Here is a 14,398-nt window from a genome sequence, read left to right on the forward strand (position 1 = left end):
TGTTGGTCACGGCCGCGTTGCGTCACCCGAAAGGCCTTTATGGACACCTCCCCAACAACGGATACCTGCGCTGATCTGCGCGGGCAGGTCCGAGAACTCACGGCCCAATGGCGGTCGGACGGCCGCTACACACCGCGCAGCGACTCCTGGTTGCGCTCCTTCGACCTCGACTTCAGCAAGGAACTCGCAGCACGTGGTCTCGTTGCGATGACCTATCCGAAACATCTGGGCGGCGGCGGGCGCACCCATGTGGAACGCCTCGCCGTCACCGAAGAACTGTTGCGTGCCGGAGCTCCCGTCGCCGCGCACTGGATCGGCGACCGCCAGATCGGGCCTGCGGTGCTGCGCCACGGCACGAGCGCACTCCAAGAGGAGATCGTGCCGCAGATCGCTGCCGGTGAGGCTGTCTTCTGTCTCGGGATGAGTGAGCCGGAGGCCGGCTCCGACCTTGCTGCGGTACGTACCACCGCCACACGGACCGCAGACGGCTGGCGCATCGACGGCCATAAGATCTGGACCAGTCAGGCCCATCGAGCCACACACATCTATCTACTCGCCCGCAGCGAGTGGAGCGAGGATCGGCACCATGGACTCACCGAGTTCATCGTCGACATGGACTCCCCGGGCCTCACGGTCAGCCCCATCCGCGATCTCAGTGGTGAGCACCATTTCAACGAGGTCCACTTCGACGGTGTCTCCGTCCCCTCAGGCAGGGTGATCGGAGCCGAAGGCGGAGCATGGCGGCAGGTCATTGAGCAACTGTCGTTCGAGCGCGGCGGAGCCGAGCGTGTGCTGTCCAGTTACCCGGCGCTGGTTGCTTTGCTGGACGAGGCAGTAAGTCACGACGGCGATCGTGAACTGTATGGCGTGCTCGGCGGGCTGGTTGCTCGACTGGCCGTGCTGCGTCGCCTGTGCTTCGAGGTGGCGCTTGCCATGGACGCCGGTCGAGCCCCGGTGAGCCAGTCCGCCGCGCTGAAGTATCTGGGCAATGCATTCGAACGCGATGCCATAGAGGCGCTGCGCAGAACGGAGCTGTACCGCGAACCCACCCCCGACTCAGTCTTCGGCCAGGCACTGCTCGCGTCCCCCGGTTTCGGATTGCGGGGCGGTTCGGCCGAGGTGCTGCTCTCCCTCATCGCCCGGCAGGAGACCCGCTCATGAGCAACATGGCCGAGGAACTACGCGACTTGGCGGACGATTTGGTCCGACGCATCGGCAGCGGTGACTCAGCGGAGGAACAGCGGGAGCTGTGGCGCCAGACATGTGAACTGGGCCTGCATCGCATCGGCATCGACGAGGAGCAAGGTGGATCCGGCGGAGCTTTCGAGGACCTGACGGTCCTCGCGGAGGCCTTCGGACGCAACGGTGTCAGCCTGCCGCTCATTGAGAGTGCTACGGCGGAATGGGCGCTGAGCCACAGCGCCGTCCTGAATGACGGCGGCACAACTGTGCTGCTGCAGGAACGCCCGCTCGACAGTAGCGCGGGGGTGCTGACAGCGCAGCTGACCGCAGTACCTTGGGCGGGTGACAGCGAATCGCTCCTTGTGTACTCACCGGACACGGCGCCGATCCTGGTGGACCTTGGTCATCCGTCGGTCACTGTGTCTCGGGGGAAGAACCTCGCTGGAGAGGCCCGTGACACCGTTGACCTCGACGGCACCCCTGTTCAAACCCTCGTCGGTGCACCGGACTTCACCCTGATGCGAGCACGGCTCGCGGTGTTGTGGTCGGCTGCGGTGACGGGAGCGTCGCACGGGGCGTTGGACCTCACGAAGAGTTACGTAGCCGAGCGCACCCAGTTCGGCGGCCCATTGCTGAAGATCCCCGCGGTTGCTGGGAACTTGGCCCTGATGCGGGTCGAAGTGGTGCAGGCCGATGCGGCTCTCGCTCTTGCCTGCTCCTTGGGCTCCACGGCCCTTGCGGCTGAGACTGCGCGGCTTACCACCACGACGACGGCCACCGCCGTGGCCCGGATTGCGCACCAGTTGAACGGCGCCCTGGGCATCACCCAGGAGTACGCCTTGCACCGCTTCACCCGCCGGCTGTGGGCATGGCGGGACGCAGTGGGTTCGGAACGGCACTGGTCGCACGAGCTGGGCCGCCGGGCAGCGGCACTCGGAGAGGAAGAGATCTGGGAACTGCTGACTCCCGCCTGAGCGTCCATTGCGGGTTTGAGCCGAACCTCAATGGGGTTCGGCTCAAACCCACGCCTCCGTACACACAACGGAGTTCATGGCCGCGCTGAGGTAGGCCCTCGTGAGGGGGACACAGACGGAAGCGCCCGCACGCAGGCAGCAGTGAGCCCGCGACTCAGCCCCAGACGGCGCGAGAGAGAGCCCACGTCAACGCTGGTCGCTGGCGGCTGCTGCGCTGCCAGGGCCTGGGCCACGCGTACCAACGCCCAGCGGGGCGGCCGTCGCCCCGTCATCGTGCGTCCGAGGAGACCAAGGGGCGGGCCCAGCCACGCTCCGCAGCGACGTCCTCGGTCAACTGGCGCGTGAGGTCATCGACGCCCACGAAGCGGCGTTGCGGACGCAGGAGCGTGAACAGTTGAACCCGTAGCTCACGGCCGTTCAGGTCCAGCTCGTCGACGCCCAGGAGATGTGCTTCGAGAAACAGCGGGCCGGTGGTGTCGCAGACAGTCCTTCTGCGGCCGGTCGACACGGCGGCTGGTCGACTCATGTCGTCGTCCGTGGTTGTGGCAGCAGCAGTCCAGACGCCGGGCGGGGCCCTGGTCTGGCCTGGTGGACGTTTGTGGTGGGGATGCCCAGGAGTCTGCCGCGCGCGACACCAGGCCGCACGTGGCCGGTGGTGACCTGTGAGGGTTTGTGGGCGGACAGGACGGCTGCCAGAACACTGGTGGAGCGACTCTCTGGCTCTGAGCTGTGCATCTCGACTCCGGCTGCTAGAGACCAACTGGTCGGTATCCATCTCACATGGATGTTGGGGGTGCGTCAAGCGAGTGATTCTGGACTTCCCTGGTGGCTCACCGAGTAAATTCGGCCCATGTAAGAGCGTTGACAGGCATTTTGGCGACTGGTTACGGTCATCCTCCATGGAGACCGACTGGTCTGTATCTACCGTGGGTGCAGCTGCCGCTCGCCCCGATACCGCCCACGGGCGGCGCCACCGATGGCGCTCCGGCTCATGGTGGAGGGTGTCTCGATGTTGAAGATGATCCTTTGGCGCGCGCTGTTCGCAATTGCGTCACTGTTCGTCGTTTCCGTGGTGGTTTTCGTGGCCACTCAGGCTTTGCCTGGCGACGCTGCCGTCGCCAGGCTTGGCAAGAACGCGACGCCGGCGGCTCTCGAGAGCTTTCGCGCGATGTACCACCTCAACGATTCCCTGCCCGCGCAGTACGTGAATTGGCTGGGGAACATCCTGCAGGGCCGGCTCGGAGCCTCGTTTGCCACGGGCTTCTCCGTCAGCTCACTGATCGGTGACCAAGTGGTCAACTCCTTGATCCTGGTGGCCGCGACGACCATCGTCGCCATCCCCACCGCGATAGCCCTGGGGATCTATACAGCGATCCGCCGGGGCCGTGTGAGCGATCATGCGACCTCGCTCGTGATGTTGATTGTCTCGGCCTTGCCGGAGTTCGTGCTCGGCGTCGCGCTGGTTGTCCTGTTCGCGACGAACGTCTTTCAGGTGTTGCCCGCGGTCTCGCCGGTCGATCCCGACACGCCTCTCCTCCAGCAGCCCGGCTTGCTCGTACTGCCGACCCTGACCCTCGTCCTGCTCGTGCTGCCCTACGTCGTACGCACGGTGCGCGCCTGCATGGTCGAGGCACTCGAGAGTGAGTACGTCACCATGGCACGGCTCAAGGGAGTCTCCGAGGTCCGTGTGGTACTGCGGCACGCGCTGCCGAACATGGCCGGCCCCACCTTCCAGGTCGTAGCTCAGTCGCTCGCCTACCTGGCGGGCGGAGTCGTCGTGGTGGAGTCGGTCTTCCAGTTCCCAGGTGTTGGGCAGGCATTCGTCAACTCGGTCGAGAGTCGGGACCTTCCTGTCATCCAGGCTTTCGCGATGTTGCTCGCCACCTTCTACATCCTTGTCAATCTACTGGCCGACATCGGGACGGTGGCCATGACTCCGACTCGGCGCGGAGGAGCACGATGACCCCTTCCGACGACGTCGCGATCGCCGCACCCGCGGCCGCGGCCACAGAGACCGAAGGCTCGAGCAAACCGTCCGCGCCGAAGGTAGCGGCCCCGGCCGACGGCGTCCGTGCCCTCGTGCGACGCACCCTGCGCGCACCAGGAGCAAAGGTCGGCCTAGTGCTCGTCCTCCTCGTGGCGGCACTCGCTTTCCTGGGGCCGCTGTTCGTTCCGCACGACCCGACCATCACGCTCGGTGCCCCGTACGCACCGCCCGGCGGTGACTTTCTGCTGGGCACGGACCTGCTCGGGCGCGACGTGCTCAGCCGCCTTCTCGACGGTGGAGCCCTAATCCTGTTCCTGGCCCTAGTAGCCACCGTGGTCGGAGTCGGGTTGGGGATCGTGCTCGGCCTGACGGCGGGCTACCGACGAGGTGTGCGCGGCGAGTTGATCATGCGCTCACTCGACATCGTCCTGTCCTTCCCGCCGCTGCTGCTCGCGCTTCTGTTCATGTCGCTGCTTGGCACCGACCCCTGGCTGATCCTCGTGACTGTTGCGGTGTCGCATGTGCCGTACGTCGCCCGGATCGCAGAGAGCTCCACTCTTTCTGTCACCGGGCGTGGCTTTGTCGAGTACTGCGAGATGATCGGCGTCCCTCGCCGCCGCATCCTCTCCGGCGAGGTGCTGCCCGCCATCGTGGCCCCGCTCACCGTGCAGTTCGGGCTGCGTCTGACGTATTCCATCAGCCTCATCGCCTCGCTTGCGTACCTCGGATTCGGGCGCCAGGACCCGGCGGTCGACTGGGGAATGATGATCAATCAGAACCAGTCCAATGTGGTCAGCAGTCCGCTGCCAGTCCTGCTCCCGGTGCTCGCGATTACCGTCGTCACTGTGGGAGCCAACCTGCTCTCCGACAGCTTTGGCCGGGCTGTCGGCATCGACCGCAGCATGGAAGGTTGACCATGGGGACCATCACTGAACAGCGTCCCAGGAAGCCCGTCCTTGAAGTGGCAGAACTCGCCGTCGAGTTGACCAACGGAAGTGCCCATGTGGTGCGCGATATCGCCTTCGCGCTCGCGCCGGGCGAGATCCTCGGCCTTATCGGCGAATCCGGTTCGGGAAAGACCACCGTGGGATCGGCGATCCTCGGGCACGTGCGGCCTGGAACGACCATTTCGGGCGGCCGGGTGACCGTCGACGGTGTGGACCTGCTGGCCCTCGGTTCGAAGGAATTGCGCCGGTGGCGCGGCCGTGTCGTCTCCTACGTGCCGCAGGACCCGCGCGCCTCGCTCAATCCCGCCATGCGGCTCGGTTCCCAGTTGCACGAAGCCCTCGCTGTACACGGCGAGGCAGACCGGAGCGAGCGGCTCGACCGAATCCGGCAGGTGCTGAGGGAGGTGAAACTCCCCCACGACGACCGTTTTCTCAAGCGATATCCGCACGAGCTCTCCGGCGGCCAGCAGCAGCGAGTTGTGCTGGCACTGTCGTTCATTTGCCGCCCGAAGGTTGTAGTCCTGGACGAGCCCACGACCGGACTCGACGTGACCACGCAGGCACATGTGCTGCGGACCGTGCGAGACCTGTGCCGTGCCCATGACACGGCTGCCGTGTACGTGAGTCACGATCTCGCCGTCGTCGCAGACCTGGCGGACCGGATCGCGGTCATGTATGCGGGGCGACTCGTGGAAGTGGGCTCGGCGGCCAAGGTGACCCAGGAGGCTGCCCATCCCTACAGCCGGGCCCTCCTGGACGTCGTGCCCGATCCGCACCGGCGTCGCGAGATACGTACGATCCGAGGAAGCGTCGCGCCACTGCACGAGAGGTCTGACGGCTGCGTCTTCGCGGAGCGTTGTGACTTCGTCGAACCGGACTGTCACCGGCCGATCGATGTTGTACATGTGGGCGAAGCTCATACGGCGCTCTGCCGACGCACCGATGCACTGCCGGCTCCAAAGCCCGTGCAGGAGGAGGGCATCCCGGCCTCGGAGGTCGGGGACGATGCGGGCGACGTGTATCTGGCCGTACGCGATCTACGGGCTGCCTATCGGGGCGCGGAGGTCCTGCACGGCATCGACCTCTCCCTCCCGCGTGGCGTCGTCACGGCGGTTGTGGGGGAGTCGGGCAGTGGCAAGACGACACTCGCGCGTTGTCTGGGTGGGCTTCACGACGAGGCGACCGGGGAAGTGGTGCTCGACGGGCACAGACTCGGCTTTGGTGCGCGTACCCGCTCGGCCAAGGACCGGCGTGCCGTTCAATACATCTTCCAGAGCGCCTCGGAGGCACTCAACCCGCGTAAGACGGTTGGCCGTTCGATCGAACAGCCTCTGCGCACCCTTGGAGGCGCACGCGGATCCCTCGACGAACGAGTGGAGAGCCTGCTGTCCGACGTCGCACTCGCGGCCAATACAGCGGATGCCTATCCCGCCCGGCTCAGCGGTGGCGAACGTCAGCGGGTCACTATCGCCCGCGCCCTGGCCACCGTCCCCAGCGTCCTCATCTGCGACGAGATCACCTCAGCCCTGGATGTCTCAGTGCAGTCCGCGATCCTGCTCCTGCTCAAGCGTCTGTGCGCGGACAGCGGGCTGACGATGCTCTTCGTCACGCACAACCTGGCCGTCGTGCGCGCCATCGCCGACCGCGTTGTCGTCTTGAGCGAGGGGCGGATCGTCGAGGAAGGGCCGGTCGGCCGGGTCCTGGACCGCCCCCAGGACCCGTACACGCGACAGCTGTTGGGCGACACCCCCAGTCTCATATCCGCCTGAACCCGACACCAAGAGGTGAAGATTGTGAGTATCCCGCCCAGCGCATTCCTTCCGCGCAGAGCGCTACTCGGTGCGGCTCTTGCGGGTGGGGCCGCCCTGACCGGCTGCACCAGTGCCGTCGCCCCGATCAAGGCGCCGCCTCCGCCGCCCAGCGGCCCGCGCAGGCGTGGTGGAACCTTCCGCTTCGCGCCCTCGGACATGGGTAGCACGGTCTCCACCGACCCGCAGACGAACGGCTCTTCCTTCGCAATGGCCGCAGCCTTCACCGACACACTTGTGCGACGGGACCACCATTGGGAACAACGCCCCGCACTCGCCGAGGAGTTCGCCCCCGAAGGCAAGGACCTGACGACGTGGACGATCCGGCTGCGTGACGACGTAACGTTTCACAACGGTAAGCCTCTCACCGCCGACGATGTCATGTTCACCATCCGGCGCAACCTGGACCCGAAGAGTCCCGGCTGGATCGCCGGTCTTCTCGACTCCGTCGACCCGAAACGACTGACAAGGATGGATGCGCGCACTGTGCGACTCCGTCTGAAGTACCCCAATTCGCGGCTGACGGAAGGCTTCTCGGAGGCACCGGCGGGTATCGTGCCCGTCGGGTTCGACCCGAGGAGGCCCGTCGGTACCGGGCCGTTCAAGCATCAGAGCTTCACGCCTGGTCAGCGGTGGGTCGGCGTCCGGAACGAGAACTACTGGCAGGGGGAGAAGCCCTACCTCGACCGCCTCGAACTCCTTGGCTTTGCGGATGCCGATGTGGCCCGGGTCAACGCCATGCTGAGTCGGCAGATCGACGGCATCGACCGGATCCCGCCGAGCCAGCTCAGCCAGCTCCGACAGCGCCAGGACATGCATGTGCTGGTCTCGCCATCGGGCGCGTTTCAATTCATCGCCATGCGCTGCGACAAGGGAGCGCAGTTCGAGGACAACCGGGTCCGCCAGGCATTCAAACTCATGGTCGACCGCAAGCAGATGGTCGATGTCGCCATGGGAGGCCTTGGAGACGTGGGCAACGACGTCGGCGTGTGGACCAAGTTCGACCCGACGTACGACACCTCACTGCCGCGGATCGAGCAGGACCTCGATCGGGCGCGATCGCTGCTCAAGGCCGCCGGCCAGGATGGCATGCGCGTGAAGTTTCGAGTCGGTGACGTGGAGTCGGGAGCGATGACCGCATCCTCTCTCATGTTGCAGTACGCCAAGGCCGCCGGAGTGAAGCTTGAACTGGACGTCGTCGCCGACCTTGCGCAGTTCTACGGCAGTGCGAGCTACAGCACCTCCCAGCTGAAGAACGACTGGAACTTCACCCAGTCCATCTACGACAACGCGTCGTACTGCTGGTTGCCATCCGGCTCATTCAACAACACCGGATTCGACCACCCCCAAGTGGCGTCGCTGTATCGGCAGGCTCTCGCAACCACAGGAGCGAAGAGCGAGGAGCTGATGGGCGAGCTGGCCAGGATCATCCACGAGGAGGGCCCATGGATCGTCTGGGGGCGCCGTGACATAGCCGACGCTTACAGCCACAAGTTCACCGGGCCGGTAGCGGATGCGTCGGGCCTCGGTTTTAACGGCTACCGCTGGGAGGAAATCTCTCTCGCTTGACCGCGCAGGGGAGGTGCGCCTTCAGGTAGGCGTCCCCAACATGCCACTTCCGTTTGGACATTGCGTCCTGGCATGCAACAAACCGATTCGTACGAGCATGATTTCTCACGCCCGGGAGGCTGCTATGAGTGTCACCGTTCTCGTCGGGAACCCACGCCCAGGTTCCCGGACGCGGGAGGCGGCCACCATGGTGGCCAGTGCCGTCACGGGCGCGCCACCAGACCACGTCATAGACCTGGCCGGTCTCGGAGCAGGCGTGCTCAACGCGGATGACCCCGCCGTGACGCGCGCGATGAACACGGTCAGCTCCTCGTCGCTTGTCGTCGTCGCGAGCCCGACATTCAAGGCGACGTACAGCGGCCTGCTGAAGTTGTTCCTCGATCGCTTTCAGGGGGACACCTCGTGGGAGGGAGTCCTTGCCTTGCCGTTCATGCTGGGTAGTAACCCCGCACACGCACTCGCTCCCGAGAACACCCTGCGCCCCTTGCTGTCCGAGCTCGGTGCTGTCTGCGCGCTGCCCGGCCTCTATCTACTCGACTCCGCCTACACGACAGACCCGGCAATGGAGGCGTACGCGCGGCGCTGGGCGCCCATCGTCAAGGCACTCACTGGCAAGCAGGCATGAATCGACGCGCCAAGGGAGGCACAGGAGACATGGGCGAGTTCGACTACGTGGTGGTCGGTGGTGGCAGCGCCGGTTGCGTCGTGGCCGCTCGGCTGAGCGAGGACCCGGATGTGTCCGTCCTGCTCATCGAAGCAGGAGGGGACGAGCGCCGTCCGGACGTCGAGACCCCTGCGTTGTGGTCCAATCTGCTGGGCACTGACGCGGACTGGGCGTACGAGACGGTGCGGCAGCCCGGCACCGGGCGGGCACACGCGGCGCCGCGGGGCAGGGTCCTCGGCGGTTCTGGATCGATCAACTGTATGGCCCACCTGCGCGGCCACCGGCTCGACTTCGACGAGTGGGCTTCACTGGGTGCGAAGGGATGGGCGTATGACGACGTCCTGCCGTACTTCATGCGCTCGGAGGACGTTCCCGACGGCGATCGCTCCTACCGTGGCCTTGGCGGGCCGCTGCACCCAAGGCCGAGCGCGGCACCGGGGCGGATTGGTGAGGCATTCCTGGAGGGAGCGGTCAGTCTCGGCCATCAGCGGGTGAGCGATCTCAACGCAGCGGAGATGCTGGGCATTGGGGAGACCGACGCCTTGGTGCGTGAGGGCAGACGGGAGAGTACGGCATCCGCGTTTCTGCGGCCTGCCATGACCCGGCCGAACCTGACGGTGCTCACGGACGCGCTGGCGAGCCGGCTGATTGTCGAGTACGGGCGCTGCACCGGGGTGGACTATGAACACGGAGGTGTGTCGGGACGCGCTCGCGCCGCGGCGGAGGTGGTGCTGTGCGCCGGGGCGGTGGGCTCTCCGCGTCTGCTCATGCTCTCCGGCCTGGGGCCGACCGAGGAGCTGGCGAGAGCGGGGATCATTCCGCAGGTCGACCTCCCGGAGGTGGGGCGCAATCTCCAGGACCACATCCTGCTGACCGGCATCCGCTACCGGGCGGACCGGCCGCTCACGGAGTCCGACGACGGCGGCGACCCCACGCTTTTCGTCCGCACCGGTTCGCCCGCGCGCGGGCCCGACCTCCATCTCACGGTAATGGTGGGCGACTACAGCATGCCCTGGCAGGAGCCGGTCGAGCACGGATTCACGTTCCTCATCGGCCATATGCGTCCGCGGAGCCGGGGCACCATCCGCCTCCGGTCGGCCGACCCGGCGGCGGCCCCGCTGATCGATCCGGCCTATCTGGACGACCCGTACGACTTGGAGCAGCTCATTCTGGGTGTGGAGCACGTCGACCGGATTGTGGGCACCGGTGTCTTCGACAGGTGGGGCGGTGTGTCGGAGACCTCGCTGATTCTCCAACAGGACCGTGCTGGTATCCGGCGGGCGATCCGCTCAGCCGTGAGCAGCTACTTTCATCTGTCCGGCACTTGCCGTATGGGGAGTGACCCCGGAGCGGTCCTCGATCCTCAGCTACGGGTGAACGGCATCGCGGGGCTGCGCGTGGCCGATGCGTCCGTGATGCCCACGATTGTGTCGAGCAACACGAACGCGGCCGTGGTGATGATCGCGGAGAGGGCGGCCGACCTGGTGCGAAACAGGACTTGAAGCCCTCGAGAGAAGGCGTCGTTCGGGCTGTCGCGATGACGGCCCGATCTCATGCTGGGGAGACCGAGGCGCAGAGTCGCCGCTCAACTCCTCGACGGTTCGGAGCATCGCAGTAAGGCCAGGGACACGGCACTGCGCCGTGCGCGGGCACAGTCTCGCCAGGCTCTATACGTGTGTCTGAGCGCACGACTGCGCTCGGTGCCACTCAGAAGCAGAATTGAAAGCGTTCAATTGCGATTTGGGGACCTGGTTTGCTGTCAACTCTCGTGTTCCGCGCCAGAGTTCACCAAATTGCTAGTCACTTCTGTCCATCTCATTGACGCTCCGCAGCCTCACCCATACCGTCCGTCTAAATCGATTCACCTATGCTGCGAGGTCATTGTGATCAGTAGAAGGAGCGTCCTGACAGGCACCGCCGCTGTCCTGGGGGTCATGGCGTCCGGGTCTGTCGGGGCCCTGCCCGCAGCCGGCGCCGCGGCCGCCGCAGGCTCCCCGTCCCTGTGCACCTTCGCGGGCCGGATGCGGCAGGCGTATCGCGCCGTTGGGGTCGAGTTCCGGCCCGAGGTGCGGTGGTGGCTGGCCGAGGGGCTGAACACGGACGCCACGCTGCGCGCGAACGTCAAGCAGATCGCCGATCTCGGCTTCGGCGCCGCGGAGTTCCTTGCCATGCCGGAGGAGGGCGCGGACGACAAGACCTACGGCTGGGGCTCGGACGAGTGGACGCACGACTCCCGGCTCGTGATCGAGGAGGCCACCGCACGCGGGCTCGGCTTCAGCCTGACCAGTGGCACGCACTGGGCGACGGCCAACCTCCCCGACACGTTCACCTGGGACGGCGCGACGTTCGACTACGACAACAAGGCCGCCTCGAAGGAACTCGACTACGCCACCGTGCTGTTGGACGCGGGTCAGGCTTTCGAGGGTGCGCTGCCGCGCGCAGTGAAACCGAAGGAGTCGGCGGACTCGAAGGAGAACGTCTTCGAGGGCGTCGTCACCGCCAGGATCACCCGGGCCCGCCCGGACAGCGGCCAGGCGCCCGGGTACGGCCAGGGCACCGGCACCGGGGAGCTCGACTTCGCCTCGCTCACCGATCTCTCCGACAAGGTCGTGCGCGACGGTGACACGTACTCGCTGAAGTGGACTGCGCCCGACGACGGTCAGTACGCCCTCTTCGCTTACTGGATGCACGGCACCGGCGAGACCTTCGAGCCCTCGACCAGCAAGAATTACACGATCAACTACGTCGACCGGTACGGCATCGACGCGCTCAAGGACTACTGGGAAGCCAACGTCCTCACGCCTGAGCTGAGGGAGACGATGCGCAAGAACGGCCGCGGGGAGATCTACATGGACTCCCTGGAACTCGCCAGCTACGGCGCGGCCGGTGTGCTGTGGGGCCACCACTTCAAGGACGAGTTCCGCACGCGACGCGGCTACGACGTGACGCCGTACCTCCCCATCGTGTCCTGGGACAAGACTCGCCACGACTCCAACACACCCCCGCAGTTCGACTACGCGGTGGCGCGCGACGCGGACACCGCACGCGTCCAGAAAATCCGCAATGACGTCAACCAGACCTTCTCCGAACTCTACGAGGAGAACGTCCTGAAGCCGCTGCAGGCGTGGCTTCACGGGCTCGGCATGAAGCTGCGCGCCGAGCCGTCGTACGGGATGGTGTACGAGATCTCGACGCCCGCGAAGTACCTCGACGGCGTCGAGACGGAGACGTTCGCGCAGAACGGCGACCTCGACGTCTACCGCGGCATGCTCGGATCGGCGCACATGTACGGCCGCCACTTCTCCAGCGAGACCGGCGCCGTCGGCGGCCGCAACTACTACTACGACATGGACTACTGGACGCGGATCGCCTATCTGCAGTTCGCCGGGGGCGTCAACCGCACGGTTTTCCACGGCTATTCGGCGATCGAGGGCTCCGAGGCGGACACCCACTGGCCGGGGCACGAGGGCATGTACTCGTTCTTCTCCGAGCGGTTCGGCGGCCGGCAGCCGGCGTCGATGATGTACCCGGAGTGGACGGAGATGCTCGGCCGGATCCAGAAGGTGCTGCGGCAGGGCAAGCCGCGCCGGGACCTCGCGATCCTGAGAACGGACAACGCGTTCATCTCCTACGGTCAGCCGCGCGCCAACACCCCGGCCGAGAACAGCTACTTCATGAACGACAAGCCGTACTTCTGGCGCGATCTGGCGCTGCAGCACGCCGGTTACACCTATGACTACTTCTCGCCGCAGCTCCTGGAGGACGAGGCCAACGTCCGGTGGACGCGGGACGAGTTGCAGCCCGACGGGCCGGGGTACCAGGCCGTCATCCTCTACCAGGACTCGCTCGAACTCTCCGCCGCCAAGCGACTGTTGACGATCGCCAAGAGCGGCCTGCCGGTGCTGTTCGTCAACAACACCTCCGAGATCCGGTCCCACGAGGGGCCCGAGATCGCGTACGAGAAGGCCGCCTCGACCACGCGGTTCACGCGGGACAGCGAGGAGGAGCTGGACCGGGTCGTCGCCCGCATCAAGAAGCTGCGCAATGTCGCCGAGGTCGACCGGGCCGAGGATGCCCTCGCCGCGCTGAAGCGGCTGGGCGTCGAGCCGCGCGTCGCCTACGCCGCCCCGAACGACACCATCATGACGATCTCCCGGCTCGACGCGAAGGCGAACGTCCTCTACACCTTCGCCTACAACTTCAAGTTCGAGAAGAACAAGGGCAAGGACGCCACCATCTTCACCCTCTCCATGACCGGCCGGGGCAAGCCGTACACCGTCGACGCCTGGGCCGGGGCCCTCGATCCGGTGGGCACCTACGCCACCGACGGCGGACACACCAAGGTCGAGCTGTCGCTGAAGCCCGGCGAGGCCGCCGTCCTCGCCCTCGACCTCAAGGACCGCACGCCGCACACCCACGCGGTTGCCACCACCGCGGACCGCGTGATCGAGGACGGGTCACGCCTTTCGGTCCTGGCCACCCGCAGCGGCACGTACACCACCACGCTCAGCAACGGCCGCCGGGCGAGCACCCGAGTCCGGGTCCCGGACCCGATCCCGCTCGAACGCTGGGACATCACCGTTCAGGACTGGAACGAGGGCGAGCGCAAGGTCAACATCGAGACCAAGTTCGGCCACGAGACGAAGGAGGTCTACTACACGACGAAGAAGACGGACCTGTCCTTCCCCGACAGCCGCCTCGTCCCGTGGAAGGACCTCCCGGCGACGGAAGCGCAGTTGTCACGTCTCGCGGGCGACAACCCGTCGATGTCACACGTCTCCGGCATCGGCACGTACGAGACGACGTTCCGACTGCCACGCGGCTGGACCAGGTCCAACGGCGCCTACCTCCGCATCGGTTCCACCAACGGCGACCAGGCCCGCATCCTCGTCAACGGCCACCAGGCCCCCGGCCTCGACCTGCGCACCCTTCAGGTCGATGTCACGGACCTGCTGCGCACGGACGCCGAGAACACGGTGAAGGTGATCGTCGCAACGACCCTCACCAACCGCCTCCTCCAGCGCGGCTACGAGACGCAGGGCGGCGTGCAGGACTACGGGTTGACCGGCGAGGTGTCGATCGTGCCGTACACGGTTGCAGACGCGTCCGTCGGCTGAGACCCCAGCGGCGGACACTGAACCGACCAGTGGCCGTCGCCACGGTACTCGCGCTGGACCGGCCGCGCGTGGGGCACCGTGTCTCCCTCTTGCGCCAGCCAGGGGCCGGGCGCCGTGAGGCGCGCTACGGTGCCTGGTTTGCGGGTGCGC

General features: G+C 66.3%; 10 protein-coding genes. 9 read left to right on the forward strand and 1 reads right to left on the reverse strand.

What is annotated here, in order from left to right; translation table 11 throughout:
- Positions 1-39 precede the first annotated feature (39 nt).
- Together ACP4E5_RS43525 and ACP4E5_RS43530 are read left to right on the forward strand one after the other, a co-directional pair.
- A complete protein-coding gene (locus ACP4E5_RS43525) occupies positions 40-1,161 on the forward strand; it encodes an acyl-CoA dehydrogenase family protein (RefSeq protein WP_425839956.1) in 1,122 nt (373 codons plus the stop codon).
- Complete coding sequence (locus tag ACP4E5_RS43530; protein WP_425839959.1) at positions 1,158-2,156, forward strand: acyl-CoA dehydrogenase family protein; 999 nt, start codon at positions 1,158-1,160, stop codon at positions 2,154-2,156. The genes ACP4E5_RS43525 and ACP4E5_RS43530 overlap by 4 nt, the downstream gene beginning before the upstream one ends.
- A gap of 268 nt (positions 2,157-2,424) precedes the next feature.
- Here the strand turns inward: ACP4E5_RS43530 and ACP4E5_RS43535 are convergent, their stop codons facing one another.
- Entirely contained in the window at positions 2,425-3,057 is a 633-nt protein-coding gene (locus tag ACP4E5_RS43535; RefSeq protein ID WP_425839962.1) for a riboflavin kinase, read from the reverse strand.
- Between the two features lie 108 nt (positions 3,058-3,165).
- Between ACP4E5_RS43535 and ACP4E5_RS43540 the strand changes: the two genes are divergently transcribed.
- The 7 genes from ACP4E5_RS43540 (at position 3,166) to ACP4E5_RS43570 (ending at position 14,248) form a co-directional block, all read left to right on the forward strand.
- On the forward strand, positions 3,166-4,119 hold the full coding sequence (locus tag ACP4E5_RS43540) for an ABC transporter permease (protein ID WP_425839965.1): 954 nt from the start codon (positions 3,166-3,168) through the stop codon (positions 4,117-4,119).
- Positions 4,116-5,057, forward strand: coding sequence for an ABC transporter permease (locus ACP4E5_RS43545; protein ID WP_425839968.1), 942 nt, complete (start codon positions 4,116-4,118; stop codon positions 5,055-5,057). Before ACP4E5_RS43540 ends, ACP4E5_RS43545 begins: the two co-directional genes overlap by 4 nt.
- Positions 5,058-5,059: 2 nt before the next feature.
- Positions 5,060-6,859 carry an ABC transporter ATP-binding protein gene (locus ACP4E5_RS43550; RefSeq protein ID WP_425839971.1) on the forward strand — a complete coding sequence of 600 codons (1,800 nt, stop codon included), beginning with the start codon at positions 5,060-5,062 and terminating at the stop codon, positions 6,857-6,859.
- Positions 6,860-7,057: 198 nt separating this feature from the next.
- A complete protein-coding gene (locus tag ACP4E5_RS43555) occupies positions 7,058-8,467 on the forward strand; it encodes an ABC transporter substrate-binding protein (RefSeq protein WP_425839974.1) in 1,410 nt (469 codons plus the stop codon).
- A 124-nt stretch (positions 8,468-8,591) separates the two neighbouring features.
- On the forward strand, positions 8,592-9,092 hold the full coding sequence (locus ACP4E5_RS43560) for an NAD(P)H-dependent oxidoreductase (protein ID WP_425839976.1): 501 nt from the start codon (positions 8,592-8,594) through the stop codon (positions 9,090-9,092).
- A gap of 29 nt (positions 9,093-9,121) precedes the next feature.
- Entirely contained in the window at positions 9,122-10,633 is a 1,512-nt protein-coding gene (locus ACP4E5_RS43565; RefSeq protein ID WP_425839979.1) for a GMC family oxidoreductase, read from the forward strand.
- A gap of 432 nt (positions 10,634-11,065) precedes the next feature.
- Positions 11,066-14,248 carry a glycosyl hydrolase gene (locus tag ACP4E5_RS43570; protein WP_425839982.1) on the forward strand — a complete coding sequence of 1,061 codons (3,183 nt, stop codon included), beginning with the start codon at positions 11,066-11,068 and terminating at the stop codon, positions 14,246-14,248.
- Positions 14,249-14,398: the final 150 nt, after the last annotated feature.

It is taken from the genome of Streptomyces fractus (assembly GCF_049844455.1).
Classification (GTDB): Bacteria; Actinomycetota; Actinomycetes; order Streptomycetales; family Streptomycetaceae; genus Streptomyces; species Streptomyces fractus.